Origin of the sequence: Paenibacillus sp. BIHB 4019, from assembly GCF_002741035.1 — a bacterium.
Classification (GTDB): Bacteria; Bacillota; Bacilli; order Paenibacillales; family Paenibacillaceae; genus Pristimantibacillus.
The window spans coordinates 4,651,586-4,667,354 of sequence record NZ_CP016808.1 but is presented as its reverse complement, the minus strand read 5'-3'; the positions used below and the strand labels follow the sequence as shown (position 1 = coordinate 4,667,354).

Sequence of the window (15,769 nt, the reverse complement as noted above, 5' to 3'; positions counted from 1 at the left end):
ATTGGAAATTTAGAAGCGCGGTTATTTCTCTTGCTTCATGCCAGCCCTCCCCTTCTTGCCCCAGCCCTGTCTGAGCCCAGCAGCAATATAACTTAGCAGCAGCAGCCCCGGCGAGTATGTAAACACCCAGAACAGCCACGCCACATCGAATTGCACAAAAGCAACGATGCCCGGAGCTAGAAAATAAGCATAACCGACGATAAGAAATCCGAATGGCCACAGCATAAACCGATGGTCCCGAAGCTTAAACAGCTGCTGCAAACCTCTTATAAAAGCATAACCATAGATGAGGCTTCGAAAGTAAGTGGATATGATATAGTCAATTGCCAGTACCGCCTCCAGGCGTTGCACAAAGTCGCCGATATTGATTTTTTTCGCCATCACATAGGGTGAATATACGGTAATTTCCGTTGTAAATACGCCCAGAACACATATACACATGACAATAATGACCCAAATAGCCATGCCTGCTACGAGAGCAGCGAGTAAATAATCCCGCGCCTTATGCTCACTTTCCTCTACGTTTTGGAAAATCATAAGAAAGGCGAAAAGCTCGCAATAGGGAAACGCGATAAAAAAAAGCGACCCCTTCACGATGCCCGGGAATCCCGTTACCTCGATCGGCAGCAGCTGGGTCAAATCTATTTTGGGGAGTAGCAAAATGACGAGTAAAATAAACAAAGCGGAATAAAGCGGGAAGATGACCTCTCCCAGCCGCCCAATCGTAGGGATACCACCGCGCAGCGCAAGCGTAATCGGCACAACCATCAGCAGGCAAATGACCAGCTGGGGCGTCTCCTCCATCATTTGCGTCGTTACGAAATCGGAAATTTCCCGAATTTGGGTAATTGACGTATTGAACATCATGGCCAGAAATACAAGGGATAGAATGCCCCCAGCTATTTTTCCGAAAGCCTGGTTATTGATATCGATTAAGCTTTTCCCGGGAAAACGCTTGCTCATACTGAAAATAAACCAAGCGGCTCCAACACCAAATACCAGGCCAATCAACCCTGATAACCAAGCGGATTGTTTGGCGTATTCAGCCGTCAATGGAGGAAGGAATAGCTGCATATCGCCTATTATGAAAAATATAACGAGAATGGCTAGCTGCCTCACGGTAATCGTTTGTTGTGGCTGCTGCACTTCCTATCACCTGCTTTGCGTTTGAATAATGACCGTAATCCATTTTGTCCTGCAAGCTATTGAAATATCCATAATTGGATATTTTTCCGCTATCCGTTATTCGGTCGTCTCCTTCATAGGCAGCTTGCCCCGCAGTTTTGCAAATCCCCAGCCGAGCAGCAGCAGCCCTGGCGAATACGTCAAAATCCAGAGCACCCAGGGTACGGCCAGCGTGTTTAGAAACACAATTCCCGGCGTCAAGAGATAGGAATAGCCCAGCGCCATAAAAGCGAAAGGGATCGTTAATATTCGAAAATCTCGAAGCTTGAACAACTGCGATACGCCAAGAACGAAGGCATAGCCGTAGATCAGGCTGCGAAAATAGGCGGTAATAATGAAGCTGATCGCAAAAATCGCCTCCATCCGCTGAACGAAGTTGCCGATGTTGATTTTTTTCGACATAATGTACGGGGAATAGAAGGTATGTTGGGTAATGTAAGTACCGAGTACTAGCAAGCACAGCAAAATCATGATCCAAATCGCCAGTCCTCCTAATAAAACCCCAAGCATATAGTCACGGGCACGGTGTTTGGTGTGAGCAACATTCGGAAAGATCATCAAAAACGCGAACAGCTCGCAAAAAGGAAACCCCACAAAAAATAATGAGCCCTTCATAATCCCCGCAGCGCCTGCACCCCAGATTGGAAAAAGCTCTGTGGGCGTCAAGCTCGGCAGGAGCATCAGCAGGAGCAGTACAAACAACAATACAAATAGCGGAAATATCGTTTCGCCCACTCGTCCAACCGCCCTAATCCCCCCATGTATCGCGATCGCTAATGGAAAAATCATTAAGAGGCAGATCATGATATTTGGCGTCTCAATCAATATTTGTGTAGTGACAAAATCACCAATTTCCCTGATTTGGGTAATCGAGGTGTTGAACATCATCGCCAGAAACAGCAGCGAAACAAGGCTTCCGGCAAGTTTGCCAAAAGCCTGATTATTGATTTCGATGAGTGTCATATTCGGAAACCGTTTGCTGAGGCTGTATATAAACCAAGCCATGCCAAGCCCGATGGGCAGGCCAATTAACCCGGACATCCAGGCGGCTTCTTCTGCGAATTCAGTCGTAAGGGAGGGTAAAAACAACTGCATATCGCCCATGATAAAATAAATAACGAGAATAGATAGCTGCCTTGCGCTTATCGATGGCTGCCCTTGCTGCATATTGCTTCACCCGCTTTGTGCTTAAAATGTCGGCATGCTGCCGTATTCCATTTTGTCCACAGGGATGAATAATTATCCAACATGCGCGGGGCAGGGCAAGATAAGCAAAACCGGCTGGGCAGGCTAGCTGTACATTTCGCGGTAAGCTTTCGGGGAGACGTTTTCCGCTTTGCGAAAAACACGTATAAAGTAGCTGGATTGGGAAAATCCCGTCCGGCTGGCAATTTCGCTGACAGGCAGTTTGGTTGCGACAAGCAGGCTTTTGGCGGCTGCAATACGGCAGGCGGTCAAATATTGCTGCGGGGTACGCCCCATGACTTGCCGAAACAGCCGCAAAAAATAATACGGGCTGTAGCCGCACAGCGCTGCCATCTCCGGCAGCGTCCACGCTTGTCCGCTCGTGCCGCGTATAAGGTCTGCCGCTTCGCGAATCGCATTTTTGGTCATAAGCGGCAGCGCATCGTGCTCCAAGCGCTCCGAATTATGGGCAAGCTCCGCCAGCAGCTCATATAGAAGCGCTGACATGCGCGGCTCATGCCGTGTCTCGAAGCTGCCGCACAACTCGTACATCTCCTCTGTCAGCTCGATAAATCGTGCAAGCGAAGCTTGTGAGACGGCAAACAGCCACACGCTGGAAACATCCGCTGCCCGCAGCAGCATAAGCTCCATCGGCACCATAAAATGGACCCAGCGCACATCCCAGGGCTGCTCGGGATCGGTTCCATAATGCTGGTAAGCTCCCCGAGGATATAAGAAGCCCTCTCCCGCCTTTAGGCTGACGCGTTGCCCCTCCTTCATGACATAGCCGCTTCCAGAGCAGACAATATGCAAATTATAGGCAGTTATAGCCCCTGCGGCCCGCCGCTCGTTATGCTGGGGAAAATCATTATATCGGCCGACTGAATCCGGATAACAGACATAATGCCCCGCAGCCGGCTCGGGCAATTGATAGTAGGTACGCATCGATTAGCTCCTTTTCGCCAAAGAGCGCAATATTTTCATATCGATCACAACATAATAGTATATACGCACTGAAATACTGATTCTACAATAATAAAATAACCGATAGATAGCAATTTATTATTATTTCTATGGAGGTATAACCCTAATGACACACGTAAACCCAATAAATGAGTTTGCCCTTGGCGTCTGCTATTACCCTGAGCAATGGCCGGAGGAGTTATGGGAGGATGATCTTCGGCGGATGAAGGAAATGGGGCTCTCGATCATTCGGGTAGCCGAATTTGCTTGGTCGGTGTTCGAGCCCGAGGAAGGCGTATTCCAATTTGATCTGTTTGACAAAGTCATTGACCTGGCTCATAAGCATGGGCTGAAGGTTATTATCGGCACGCCTACAGCAACGCCGCCCGCATGGCTGACGTTCAAGTATCCCGAGGTGCTCAACGTAACCTTTGATGGGGTCACGCTTCAGCATGGGCTGCGCCGCCATACCAACTATAACAGTCCCAAATATCGGGAGCTGAGCGCACGCATTGCTCGCCAAATGGCGGAGCATTACTGCGATCATCCGGCCGTCGTTGGCTGGCAAATCGACAATGAATTCAATTGTGAAATTTCCGAATTTTATTCGGAAGCGGATCATCTGGCTTTTCGAGAGTGGCTGCAGCGCAAATACGTTACGCTCGACAAGCTAAATGAGGCTTGGGGCGCTGTCTTTTGGAATCAGACGTATTCCGCTTGGGAGCAAGTCTTTCTTCCCCGCCCTACAGCGGCGCCAAGACAGCCGAATCCGCATCAGGCGCTGGATGAGAAGCGGTTTATTTCCGACAGCACCATTTCTTACGCCGAGGTGCAGGCCAAGGTGCTGCGCGAGGCAGCGCCCAAGCAGTGGGTAACGACGAATGGCTTGTTCGGCCATCTCGACAGCCACCGGATGACGGACGAGCTGCTGGACTTTTTCAGCTACGACTCCTACCCGCAATTTTCCACCATTAACTATGACAAAAATGAGGAAAACCCGCTGCTCGATCGCGGCTGGAGCCTGACGCTGTCTACAACCCGCTCCATTTCGCCGAACTTCTGCATTATGGAGCAGCAGGCTGGACCAGGCGGCTGGGTGAACCGCATGGATATGCCTTCGCCGAAGCCGGGTCAAATGCGCCTGTGGACGTACCAATCCATTGCTCATGGCGCAGATATGGTCGTTTATTTCCGCTGGAGAACGGCAGCCTTTGGCAATGAAATTTATTGGCATGGACTGAACGACTACCATAATGGCCCGAACCGCCGTCTTCGTGAAGCAGCGCAGATCGGCGCTGAGCTCGCCAAGGCCGGTCCGCACATTGTCGGTACGCGCAATCGGGCAGAGGTTGCCCTCGTACGCGATTATGACAACGAGTGGGATGGCGAATACGATATTTGGCACGGACCTTTCTCCTGGAAAAGCGGCAAGGAATGGTTCAAGGCGCTGCAGCGCCAGCATATTCCAAATGATGTTCTTTACATGCGGAGCGGCACAACGCTTGCTGACCTGCAGCGCTACCGCGTGCTCATCTATCCGCACCCGGCCATTATGCGGGATGAAACAGCTGCTTTGCTGGAGCAATATGTGGACAGCGGCGGCACCATTATATTTGGCTGCCGCACTGGCTACAAGGATGAGCGCGGCCACTGCTACATGCGCCCATTCCCTGGCGCCGCTGCACGCCTTGTCGGCATTTCCGTCGAGGAGTTTACGCAAATTAAAGGTACGCGCAAGCCGGCAATGATCGAATGGAAGCAAGGAGGCGGTGAAGCAACTACCGCGGATCTGTTCAATGATGTACTCGCAGTCGAAAGCGATACCGTCGAGATCATTGGCGAATATGCCTCCGATTATTATGCAGGCAAGCCTGCCGTTACCCGCAATGCCGTTGGAGCTGGCTCTGCTTGGTATTACGGCGCTGTATTCAATGAGGCGGCGGCGCGCAATGTGATTGGCCTGCTCGGCTTGTCATCGCCAGCTGCCAATTGGCTATCCCTGCCGGAGCAGGTGGAGCTGACTATTCGCGAGGGCGAGGCTGGACCGCTCTATTTCCTCCTCAACTATGCGGAGGAAGCTGCCGAGCTCAATCTCAGCGAGCCGCGCACCGACCTTATAAGCGGGGATACGCTTCAAGGCTCAATCGTGCTGGAACCTTACGGCGTGCTTATTTTGACCTAAATGACTCAAAGCAGCTTTCAAAATATATAACCTAAATAAAACAGCACCCCCGTATCCGCCTCATCAGCTGAGGAAGATGCGGGGGTGCTGTTATTTTAGTTTGGCCAAAAGCCGCAGCTATCTAGCAAGTGTCGATCGTATCACAGTATCACACTATTGCGCTTCCGCTTCCAGCACCAGCTCAAACTCCGCATCGCGGTCACAGACCAGCTTGCCATCCTTCACTTCAAGCTTGGCTACTTGAATGGAGCTGCGCCGCGTGAGATACCCCGGCACTTGACCAGGCACTTCCCAGTCGCCGCGTCTGTCTGGGTGCGTGAAATAGAAAATATACGCCTGCTCGCCTTGAACAACGACATCGGCATGCAAGCCAATGGTACCATCATCCTCACGCTGGCCAGGTTCATCTAAGATTAAGTTGTTGCGCTCCCAGTTCTCCAAATCATCCGAGCGGAAAACGCCTTGTCCTCGCCATTCGTCGACAATCATCCAATAAGAGCCTTGCAGCCGAAATACATTCGGCCCCTCATGCCCTCGCTCCGATATGACAGGCCCAACCACTTTCCAGTTATACAAATCGCTGCTGTCTGCAGCATAGGTGAACGAGCCAAGCTCCTCATCCTTATACCACATGCGGAAGCGTCCATCCGGCAGCTCATAGATGCAGGCATCAATGACCCGATCCGAGCTGAGCCGCACGTTGGAAACAAACGTCCAGTCAAGCAAATTAGTGCTTGTATAATGAAAAATCTCCCGTTTATGGCCAGCCCAATTATCGGGCACGCCTTGAATATAGCTGACGTACATATGGTAAAGCCCATTATGCCAAATAATTTCCGGGGCCCAAAATGTATTTCGTCCCCATTCAATATCAAGTCCCGTCAGCGTTCCCCGGTAATTCCAGCTGCGTCCGCCATCTGCGGACGAGGCGACGCCTAAATCCGTGCCATGCACCCATGCAAAGCCCGGACCTTCCACCGTAGCACGGCGATTCGTATAAATGATCCACCATTCCTGCTGCTCGCGATTATAAATAACGACCGGATCTGCCGCTCCGTCAAAGATTGGATCTCTGAATAATGGCGCCTTCATCTGCTCATTCCTCCCGGCAAGCTCTGTTTGCATTCAAGCGTAAACGGCTGTCGTCAATGGCTTGCGACAGAGCGCCACCTGACATCATTTGGGTTCGGACAGCTTTTTTCTTTATATTTGGCGGAGATTTGCACAATACATCCGCAAACGATGCATGTCGTCCCGCTCATCAGCTTCGGACAGCTGCCGCATTCCCGAAGGCGCGCTGCATACACCTCATCGTCCACGCAGCGTTCGGACGACTGAAACATCGGCGCAGCCAAAATCCGCTGGATCTGCGCTTCTGTGACGGTATAGCTGTCATCACAGCCTTTGCAGCTTCTTACGCTCCTGTCCATGCCCGTCTTCATGCCGTCCGCCTCCATTGCGTTCTATTCATCCCTTTATTATTGCTCGATCAGCTCAAGCAACGTAACCGACATCGCTGGAAGCTTAGCCGATACCTTTTCGCCATCCCATGTAAAGCTTGTAAAAGCGGCTGGTTCTACTGCATTTGGCTGCTCAAACGTATTATGCGAGTCAATGGCCGCGCCTGCTAGCACTGTGCCCTTGACCGTTTTCTGGCCTTGTCCCAAGCCGCGCAGCGAAATGGTTACATCCGCTTCGGCACTATGATCCAAATTACATAAGCTGATATGGATTTTGCCATCTGCCGCTTTGGAAGCCGATACTGAAATTTGCGGGAGCAACTCGTCGCCATACTCGTAACGGGCGCTAGTCGTATGCGTATCCAGAAGCTCAGCATCCTGATGCACCTTAAACATATCAAAAATATGATAGGTTGGCGTCAGCAGCATTTTTTCCCCTTCTGTCAAAATAACCGATTGCAGCACATTGACGATTTGCGCAATGTTCGCCATTTGCACACGGTCGCAATGATCGTGGAAAATATGCAGCGTAAGGCCAGCTACGAGCGCATCGCGAATCGAATTTTGCTGGTACAGGAAGCCTGGGTTCGTGCCCGGTTCTGTATTGAACCATGTGCCCCACTCATCGACGATCAAGCCTACGCGCTTCTCTGGATCATATTGATCCATAATCGCCGAATGCTTCGTAATAAGCTCTTCCATCCACAGCGCTTTTCTAAGCGTAAGGGCCCACTCGTCCTCAGGGAAGCCGGTAGCCGCTCCCTTGTCCTGCCATTCCTTCGGAACGGTGTAATAATGCAGGCTGATGCCGTCCATTTTATTAGCTGCTTCGCGCATCAGCACTTCCATCCACTTGTAATCGTCGACGTTCGGGCCGCAGGCAATGCGGTAAATTTCATTGTCGCCATAATTGCGAACGTAAGTCTGGTAACGGCGGTACAGATCCGCATAATATTCTGGGCGCATATTGCCGCCACAGCCCCAGTTCTCATTGCCGACGCCAAAATATTTCAGCTTCCACGGCTTCTCGCGGCCGTTTTTCTCACGCAGCTCCGCCATTGGCGATACGCCGTCGAAGGTTATGTATTCAACCCACTCGGACATTTCCTGTACGGTGCCGCTGCCAACATTGCCGGAAATATAAGGCTCGCAGCCGAGCTGTTCGCAAAGCAGCAAAAACTCATGTGTGCCGAAATGGTTATTTTCGACCACGCCGCCCCAATGGGTATTGATCATGCGCTTGCGCTCTTCGCTTGGGCCAATGCCGTCCTTCCAGTGATATTCATCGGCAAAACAGCCGCCCGGCCAGCGCAGCACCGGAATATTCAATTTTTTGAGCGCTTCCACAACATCGTTGCGAATGCCTTTCGTATTTGGAATGACCGAATCCTCGCCAACCCAGAAGCCTTCATAAATACAGCGTCCCAAATGCTCGGAGAAATGCCCATATATGTTGCGGTTAATCGTACCTTTAGCAATGTCTGCGTTAATTGTAATTTGATTGCTCATCGTTATAGCCTCCCATATGAATTAATAAAAATATAAATCATTTATTGATAACATTAATTTAACTTCATAATAAACAATCCAACCGCATTTATCAACCCTCTTTTGAAAAATAAATCGGGCAGCCGTAAACGCTTACGTAATTGCTCGCTGCAAACCGGTGAATGGGCATCTCCCTGCTTTTCACACGGAAGCGTGGCACCAAAAAAAAGCTCCCCCATCCTCGCTCGGATGGAGAAGCTTTCTGGTTAAAGCCTTATACAACTTCGCTAATTGTCCGCTTGCCTGTGAACTGGCTGTTATACAGATCGGCATAAAACCCGCCCTGCTCCAGCAGCTCTTCGTGTCTTCCCTGCTCAATAATAGAGCCATTGTTCATGACCAAAATCAGATCAGCGCCGCGAATCGTCGACAGACGGTGGGCAATGACGAAGCTGGTGCGATTTTTCATCAGCTCGCCCATCGCCCGTTGGATAATAATTTCTGTACGCGTATCGACGCTGCTCGTCGCCTCGTCAAGGATCAAAATCGATGGATCAGCTAAAATGGCCCGGGCAATGGTCAGCAGCTGCTTCTGCCCTTGGGAGATGTTAGATGCTTCCTCGTTCAATATCGTGTCATAGCCTTCTGGCAGCGTCCGAATGAAATGATCCGCATGCGCTGCTCTAGCCGCTTGGTAAACCTCTTCCTCCGTAGCATCCTCCCGCCCATAAGCGATGTTGTCGCGAATGCTGCCATTGAACAGCCAGGTATCCTGCAGCACCATGCCAAACATTCGGCGCAAGCTTCTGCGCTGGAGCGCTGTAATGTCCTCGCCGTCAATCGTAATACGGCCGCCATTCAGCTCATAGAAGCGCATCAGCAAATTAATCATCGTCGTCTTGCCCGCTCCGGTCGGACCGACTATGGCGACGGTTTGGCCAGGCAACACATCAATATTCATCCCGCTAATTAGCGGCTCATCCGCTTTATAGCCGAAATCTACCTGCTCGAAGCGAACGGCGCCAGCCGGCTTGCTGATCGCTTTGGCATTTTGCGCCTCGGGCACCTCATCCTCTTCATCAAGCAGCTCGAATACCCGCTCTGCGGAGGCGATTGTAGATTGAATAATATTCGCAATGTTGGCCAGCTGCGTAATCGGCATCGTGAACTGTCTTGTATATTGGATAAATGCCAAAATATCACCGATTTTAATCGCATTTCTCGTGACGAGCAAGCCGCCGATGACGCATACGAGCACATAGCCGATATTGCTAATGAAGCTCATAATCGGCATTATGATGCCGGACACAAATTGTGCGCGCCAGCCAGAATCATACAGCTTCTCGTTCATTTCATTAAATTCATCCAGCGATTTGCGCTCATGTCCGAATGCTTTGACGATTTTATGCCCCGTGTACATTTCCTCGACATGTCCGTTCAAGCGTCCAAGCTCAGCCTGCTGGCCGGCAAAATATTTTTGCGAACGCTTGGCAATCGCCTTCGTTGCAAGTAAGCTCGCAGGAATCGTCAAGAAAACGATTAGCGTCAATAGCGGGCTGATGGTCAGCATCATAACGATGACGCCGACGAGGGTAATGAATGACGTTATGAGCTGCGTCAAGCTTTGCTGAAGCGTATTGCTAATATTGTCCACATCGTTGACGACCCGGCTCAGCACCTCGCCGTTGGAGCGCGAATCGAAAAACTTCAGCGGCAGGCGTGCAAATTTATTATTTACATCCTTGCGCAAATCATAGACGGTTTTCTGGGCGACGCCAGCCATTAAATACTGCTGAATGAAGCCAAATGCGGCGCTGATCAAATACAGCACAACGAGCGTCAGCAGAATCGTATTAATCGCATCAAAATCAATACGGGCACCCGGAACGCCTTGGGCTATTCCCATTACTCCCTCGTATAGCTTCGTTGTAGCGTGCCCCATCATTTTCGGGCTGACGATGCTGAATACGGTACTTAAAATCGCGGTCAGCAGCACAAGCGCAAGCTTCGTGCGATGCGGCTTCAAGTAGGCAGCCAGCCGTTTCAAAGTGCCCTTGAAATCCTTCGCCTTCTGAGGGGGCATCATCATGCCCATTCCTGGAGGACCCATGCCGATTCCTTTCGGCCTTTGCGGGGAATTCTGCTTCTGTTCACTCATGCAATTTCCTCCTCCGAAAGCTGTGAATATACGATTTCCCGGTACACATCACAAGACTCCATCAGCTCCTGATGCGTCCCTATTCCGGCTAGCTCGCCTTCATCGAGCACGATGATGCGGTCAGCATCGAGCACGGTACTTACCCGCTGGGCAACGAGCAATACCGTCGAATGTACCGTTTCCTCACGCAGGGCGGCACGCAGCTTCGCATCCGTCTTAAAGTCGAGCGCCGAGAAGCTGTCGTCGAACACATAGATTTCTGGCTGGCGAACGAGCGCACGAGCAATGGACAGACGCTGCTTCTGCCCGCCGGAAAGATTGTTTCCTCCCTGCGATACGCTGGCGCCAAATCCTTCCTTCATCGTGCCGATAAACTCGGCCGCCTGCGCCACCTCTGCCGCATGCTCCATTTCCTCATCGGTTGCATTTTCTTTGCCGTAGCGGATATTATCCGCGATCGTGCCGGTGAATAATACGGCCTTTTGCGGCACAAAGCCGATTTTTTCGCGCAGCGTTTCCTGGGATAGCTCACGAATATCCACATCATCAATGATGATGCTGCCACCCGCCGTATCATAAAAGCGCGGAATCAAATTAACGAGCGTCGACTTCCCAGAGCCTGTTCCTCCAATAATAGCTGTCACCTCGCCAGGGGCCGCCTTGAACGAAATATTCGATAAAGCAGGCTGCTCGGCTCCCGGATAGCTGAACGTCACATCGCGAAACTCGATATAGCCTTTGCGCGTGCCTGTATTCTTGACGCTGGCGCTGTCCGCAATATCCGGCACCATGTCCAGCACTTCATTAATACGCACCGCCGATGCCGAAGCGCGCGGAATCATAACGAGCATCATCGATAACATTAGAAGCGAGAACATAATTTGCATCGCATATTGAATAAAAGCCATTAGTGAACCGACTTCCATATCGCCATTCTCGATGCGCAGCCCGCCAATTGCGATAATCGCCACTGTCGATAAATTCATGACCAGCATCATAAGCGGCATCATGACCGCCATAATTTTGTTGACTTTAATCGCCGTTTCGGTCAGATCGCTGTTGGCAGCGTCAAATTTCTTGTTTTCATAATTTGTCCGATCGAATGAGCGGATTACCCGAATGCCGGTCAGTCCTTCGCGCAGCACCAAGTTGAGCTTATCCATACGAACCTGCATCATTTTAAACAGTGGAATGCCTTTGCGGACGACAAGCAATATCGCGCCAGCGAGAACTGGCAATGCGACAACCAGCACAAGCGATAGCTTCGCATCTTTCGAAATGGCCATAATAATGCCCCCGATGCACATCATCGGCGCCATTACCATCATGCGCATAATCATCATCAACACTTGCTGCACCTGCGTAATATCATTCGTCGTTCGCGTAATGAGCGAGGCCGTGCCGATTTTGTCAAACTCCTGCAGCGAGAAGTTTTGCACATGTCCAAACACCTTCTCGCGCACGAGGCGCCCGAAGCTCGCTGAAGCTTTTGCCGAAAAATAGCTGGCGCCGATGGAGCTAATGCCGCCGACCGCCGCTATGAGCAGCATGAAGGAGCCAATTTTCCATATAAGCGGGGTATCTCCTTTAGATACGCCATCATCGACGATGTCCGCCATCAGCGTGGGGAGATATAGATCAGACAGCGACTGAATAAATACAAGCACAAGCACCGCGGCTATCAGCCAGCGAAACGGCTTTAAAAAGCGAAATAACCTTAACATTGCTGTTCATCCCCCGTTTGTTCAGACTCATTCAGCTCATCAAAATACTCAAATGCTTTGGATAAAATACGAACCAGTTCATGCGAATCCCGCTCTCCCAAGTATTGCGAAAGTCCAGCCATTCGATTCATAAAATCGGCAATGACCTTCTCCGCGATGCGTTCCCCTTCCTCGGTCAGCGAGATGCGGACAGCCCGCCGATCGTCGGGATCAGCGTTTCTCTGCACGAGTCCATTCGCCTCCATTCCGTTGACCAGTTGGGTGATCGTGGGAGAAGTTACCCGAAGCAATCGGCTGATAACCGAGATTTTCATCCCCGGCTTATCCTGCGCCTTCATAGAACCGCGCTTGATGCACATCAGCACCTGCATTTCGCTAAACTTGCCGTCCGGATTCGGCTTCTGCCGCCAATTCAGCCGATGAAAGCTGCGAAACACACCAATTAATTCATTTGTAATTTTCTCGCTATGATCTGTTGCGTTGCTTTCATTGCTTGTGTCGTCCGTTTTGTCTTTGCTGCTCTTATTGCTTGTGTGGTTTTCATTATGTTCCAAAGAGAGCCCTCCTTTCATTTATATTTCTTTGCCCGTTCATGTAGGCTACCAATTATTTTCCCATTAATTATTTTCCTTGTGATTATCTTATAACTAAAATAATAGGCAACCTAATTATAAAGCGCTCATTAAATGGCTGTCAATAACCCATTTTCAAGCTTCTAGAGTTAGTATGCAAAACAGAGTTGGCCTCCCGCTTGCTTAGCTCTTATTCGCGGCCAATCTCATCAGACGATTCAAGATTTGAGAACCATAGCGTATGTTCGATTGTTGCTGTTATCGCCCGGCTTGGGCGCCCGCTCCTTGTTTGGAGGACTGCGATTCCGCTAATCTAGCTCTTAACCCGATATTCAGGCGTAAGCGGACAGGAGATCCGCTATCGTCCTCCATAACGCTTTAAAATGGGTGTGAAGAGCGCATTAGCGGCCCCTGTGTCCACCAAGTCGTTTGTTTTTAATAAAGCCAGCCTCTGCCCAGCAGAATCTGTTTCTCTTGTGTTCGCATACACGTCCTAGCGAACGGCTTTGAACTTTGGTTTGGGGTTTGGGGTTTGGGGTTTGGGGTTTGGGGTTTGGGGTTTGGGGTTTGGGGTTTGGGGTTTGGGGTTTGGGGTTTGGGGTTTGCCTTTGGGTTTGCCTTTGAGGTTTGCCTTTGAGATTTGCCTTTGAGGTTTGCCTTTGAGGTTTGCCTTTGAGGTTTGCCTTTGAGGTTTGCCTTTGGTTTTTTTGCTCTTCGTGTTTTGTCATCTTTGCCATTCGGTTTAGGGTTTGAAATTTTAAGTGGGGGGTGGGGAAGCGGAGCGGAGTGAAGGGGGTGGGAGTGAGAAGCGGAGCGTTCGCTTTTAGCTTTGGATTTCTACCTATAAGGTGGAAATAGCTTCATAGAAATCCAAGGCTAATGGCGATCGAGCCCCACCCCCTTCACGCAGCGCAGCGCCCCATACACCCCCCATTTACGTTTCAAACATAAATGAATAAATTCTCATTAACTTCTCATAAACACCAAACAACATGATTTCCCCTTCCTTTGCGCTCTCATCATGAGAAAAGGCTCATTTTTCGGTGTGGTATAGTGTTTTTAGCCAAAACGAATCGTACAACGAAAGGAATCACACCATAATGATTAAGAGAAACTTTTTTCGCTCCGTCATCAAATTGAGCTTATGCGCAAGTATTGGTTTGACAGCCTTCACCTTCGCTTCCGGCAACCAGGCACATGCCGCAACTGAAACTTCCCTGCAATTAATCGACTCCGGCAAGGAGTTTATCGGAACCCCCTATAAATATGGAGCCCCAGCAGGCATTACATACGCTTTTGACTGCTCTTCCTTTACCCAATACATATTCGATGCCATGGGCGTTTCGCTGCCACGCAGCTCCTCCTCCCAAGCATCCGTTGGAGCCAAAGTGACCAAGGAAAACCTTAGTGTAGGCGATCTTGTTTTCTTTAATACGAGCGGCAGAGGCATTAGCCATGTAGCTATCTATGCGGGAGATAACAAAATTTTGCACAGCGCTACGAGCACGGGCGTGACGATCAGCAGCCTTGGCGAGTCATACTGGCATAAGCGCTACGTGACAGCACGACGCGTATTGAAATCCTAGGCCCACGTTTTCAACACGTTACAGGGCAGTTATCGCATTCTACAATTGAACTCCTATATAAGCAAAAACGTCCTGAACGCTAATTCGTTCAGGACGTTTTTGCTTATCCTTGTATTTCTAATGCTCCTTCAAATAAAAAAAGGCCTCCCCCTCTCAGCATCAGGCTGATTCAGGGGCGGCCTTACGTCATTCACACTTATTTGCTAAGCGTTTCTGTCAATACAGGAACGATTTGCGATTTGCGGGATACTACGCCCTTCAGAACGGCTTTGTTGTCAGCCAACGTTACATTGTAGGCTTTCTCAACTGCGCCTGCTGCGCTGCCGATAGCAAGCGCTACAGAATTGCTGTTCAAAATGTCAGTTACGACGAACAGGAACAGGTCCAAGCCTTTTTCCGAAACGATAGCGTTAATCGCTGTTTCCAGATCCGCTTGGCGAACCAGTACATCGTTTGTGTCTACCGCATTAACTTGCGCGATTTCTACTTTGCTGCTGCCCATTTGGAATTCTTTCGCATCAAGCGAAAGCAGCTGAGCGATCGATTTGTCGCGTACGTCAGCTCCTGCTTTCAGCATTTCTAGACCGTATGCATCTGTATCAACGCCAGCGATAGCAGCAAGCTCCTTAGCAGCCGCTACATCTTGCTCGGTGCAAGTTGGCGATTTGAACAGCAAGGAGTCGGAAATGATTGCGGACAGCATTAGACCTGCAATTTGCGGCTCGATAGCTACGCCGTTTTCTTTGTACAATTTATTCAAAATCGTAGCTGTGCAGCCTACAGGCTCAGCGCGATAGTATAGCGGGTGGCTTGTCTCAAAATTCGCAATACGGTGGTGGTCGATAACTTCCAGCACGCGAACTTGGTCGATATCTGCTGCGCTTTGCTGACGCTCATTGTGGTCAACAAGAATAACGGTCTCTACTTCATTGGCTACCGTTTCTACAAGACGCGGCGCCTCAGCCTTGAAATGAGTCAGCGCGTATTGCGTTTCTCCGCTAATTTCACCCAAACGAACCGCTTCAACCTCAAAGCCCAGCTTAGCCTTCAAATCAGCATATGCGATCGCAGAACAGATTGTATCCGTATCCGGATTTTTATGCCCGAAAATAAATGTTTTTGCCATTTTACTGTCTCCTTAGTTCTTGTATTTGGGATTGCGGCAGTCCGCATTGCCCAATAAGTTTTTCACACATTTGATTATATAATATAATGAAGTATATACCTATGCCCTTACAGAGATTTTTGCAAACAATCCTCAAATAA

The 15,769-nt window shown here is 50.0% G+C and carries 12 protein-coding genes; 2 read left to right on the top strand and 10 right to left on the bottom strand.

The window, feature by feature from the left end; translation table 11 throughout:
- Positions 1-21: 21 nt before the first annotated feature.
- The 3 genes from BBD42_RS20185 to BBD42_RS20175 all read right to left on the bottom strand — a co-directional run bounded on the left by BBD42_RS20185 (position 22) and on the right by BBD42_RS20175 (position 3,315).
- On the bottom strand, positions 22-1,146 hold the full coding sequence (locus BBD42_RS20185) for a GerAB/ArcD/ProY family transporter (protein ID WP_099519635.1): 1,125 nt from the start codon (positions 1,144-1,146) through the stop codon (positions 22-24).
- A 96-nt stretch (positions 1,147-1,242) separates the two neighbouring features.
- Complete coding sequence (locus BBD42_RS20180) at positions 1,243-2,352, bottom strand: GerAB/ArcD/ProY family transporter (protein ID WP_099519634.1); 1,110 nt, start codon at positions 2,350-2,352, stop codon at positions 1,243-1,245.
- 123 nt (positions 2,353-2,475) lie between these two features.
- Entirely contained in the window at positions 2,476-3,315 is an 840-nt protein-coding gene (locus tag BBD42_RS20175; protein WP_099519633.1) for an AraC family transcriptional regulator, read from the bottom strand.
- A gap of 145 nt (positions 3,316-3,460) precedes the next feature.
- Here BBD42_RS20175 and BBD42_RS20170 point away from each other — a divergent pair, with 145 nt between their 5' ends.
- Entirely contained in the window at positions 3,461-5,515 is a 2,055-nt protein-coding gene (locus tag BBD42_RS20170) for a beta-galactosidase (protein ID WP_099519632.1), read from the top strand.
- A 153-nt stretch (positions 5,516-5,668) separates the two neighbouring features.
- Here the strand turns inward: BBD42_RS20170 and BBD42_RS20165 are convergent, their stop codons facing one another.
- From BBD42_RS20165 to BBD42_RS20140, 6 genes are all read right to left on the bottom strand, one after another.
- Positions 5,669-6,607 carry a glycoside hydrolase family protein gene (locus tag BBD42_RS20165; RefSeq protein WP_099519631.1) on the bottom strand — a complete coding sequence of 313 codons (939 nt, stop codon included), beginning with the start codon at positions 6,605-6,607 and terminating at the stop codon, positions 5,669-5,671.
- A 53-nt stretch (positions 6,608-6,660) separates the two neighbouring features.
- Positions 6,661-6,957: a hypothetical protein gene (locus tag BBD42_RS20160; RefSeq protein WP_237163166.1), complete on the bottom strand. Its 297-nt coding sequence runs from the start codon at positions 6,955-6,957 to the stop codon at positions 6,661-6,663.
- Between the two features lie 36 nt (positions 6,958-6,993).
- The gene (locus BBD42_RS20155) at positions 6,994-8,484 is read right to left on the bottom strand and encodes an alpha-N-arabinofuranosidase (protein WP_099519630.1); all 1,491 of its coding nucleotides are present in this window, start codon (positions 8,482-8,484) and stop codon (positions 6,994-6,996) included.
- Positions 8,485-8,737: 253 nt separating this feature from the next.
- The gene (locus tag BBD42_RS20150; RefSeq protein WP_099519629.1) at positions 8,738-10,621 is read right to left on the bottom strand and encodes an ABC transporter ATP-binding protein; all 1,884 of its coding nucleotides are present in this window, start codon (positions 10,619-10,621) and stop codon (positions 8,738-8,740) included.
- Positions 10,618-12,345, bottom strand: coding sequence for an ABC transporter ATP-binding protein (locus tag BBD42_RS20145; RefSeq protein ID WP_099519628.1), 1,728 nt, complete (start codon positions 12,343-12,345; stop codon positions 10,618-10,620). The genes BBD42_RS20150 and BBD42_RS20145 overlap by 4 nt, the downstream gene beginning before the upstream one ends.
- Positions 12,339-12,899 carry a MarR family winged helix-turn-helix transcriptional regulator gene (locus BBD42_RS20140; RefSeq protein WP_237163165.1) on the bottom strand — a complete coding sequence of 187 codons (561 nt, stop codon included), beginning with the start codon at positions 12,897-12,899 and terminating at the stop codon, positions 12,339-12,341. The genes BBD42_RS20145 and BBD42_RS20140 overlap by 7 nt, the downstream gene beginning before the upstream one ends.
- A gap of 1,118 nt (positions 12,900-14,017) precedes the next feature.
- On the opposite strand from BBD42_RS20140, the gene BBD42_RS20135 reads away from it, so the two are divergent.
- The gene (locus BBD42_RS20135; protein WP_099519627.1) at positions 14,018-14,503 is read left to right on the top strand and encodes a C40 family peptidase; all 486 of its coding nucleotides are present in this window, start codon (positions 14,018-14,020) and stop codon (positions 14,501-14,503) included.
- Positions 14,504-14,699: 196 nt separating this feature from the next.
- On the opposite strand, the gene BBD42_RS20130 is transcribed toward BBD42_RS20135, so the two are convergent.
- A complete protein-coding gene (locus BBD42_RS20130) occupies positions 14,700-15,629 on the bottom strand; it encodes a manganese-dependent inorganic pyrophosphatase (RefSeq protein WP_099519626.1) in 930 nt (309 codons plus the stop codon).
- Positions 15,630-15,769: the final 140 nt, after the last annotated feature.

Bases quoted from the DNA above. Each gene is read 5' to 3' on its own strand.
- BBD42_RS20180 (WP_099519634.1), bottom strand. From the start codon at position 2,352: ATGCAGCAAGGGCAGCCATCGATAAGCGCAAGGCAGCTATCTATTCTC.
- BBD42_RS20175 (WP_099519633.1), bottom strand. From the start codon at position 3,315: ATGCGTACCTACTATCAATTGCCCGAGCCGGCTGCGGGGCATTATGTC.
- BBD42_RS20170 (WP_099519632.1), top strand. From the start codon at position 3,461: ATGACACACGTAAACCCAATAAATGAGTTTGCCCTTGGCGTCTGCTAT.
- BBD42_RS20165 (WP_099519631.1), bottom strand. From the start codon at position 6,607: ATGAAGGCGCCATTATTCAGAGATCCAATCTTTGACGGAGCGGCAGAT.
- BBD42_RS20160 (WP_237163166.1), bottom strand. From the start codon at position 6,957: ATGAAGACGGGCATGGACAGGAGCGTAAGAAGCTGCAAAGGCTGTGAT.
- BBD42_RS20155 (WP_099519630.1), bottom strand. From the start codon at position 8,484: ATGAGCAATCAAATTACAATTAACGCAGACATTGCTAAAGGTACGATT.
- BBD42_RS20150 (WP_099519629.1), bottom strand. From the start codon at position 10,621: ATGAGTGAACAGAAGCAGAATTCCCCGCAAAGGCCGAAAGGAATCGGC.
- BBD42_RS20145 (WP_099519628.1), bottom strand. From the start codon at position 12,345: ATGTTAAGGTTATTTCGCTTTTTAAAGCCGTTTCGCTGGCTGATAGCC.
- BBD42_RS20135 (WP_099519627.1), top strand. From the start codon at position 14,018: ATGATTAAGAGAAACTTTTTTCGCTCCGTCATCAAATTGAGCTTATGC.
- BBD42_RS20130 (WP_099519626.1), bottom strand. From the start codon at position 15,629: ATGGCAAAAACATTTATTTTCGGGCATAAAAATCCGGATACGGATACA.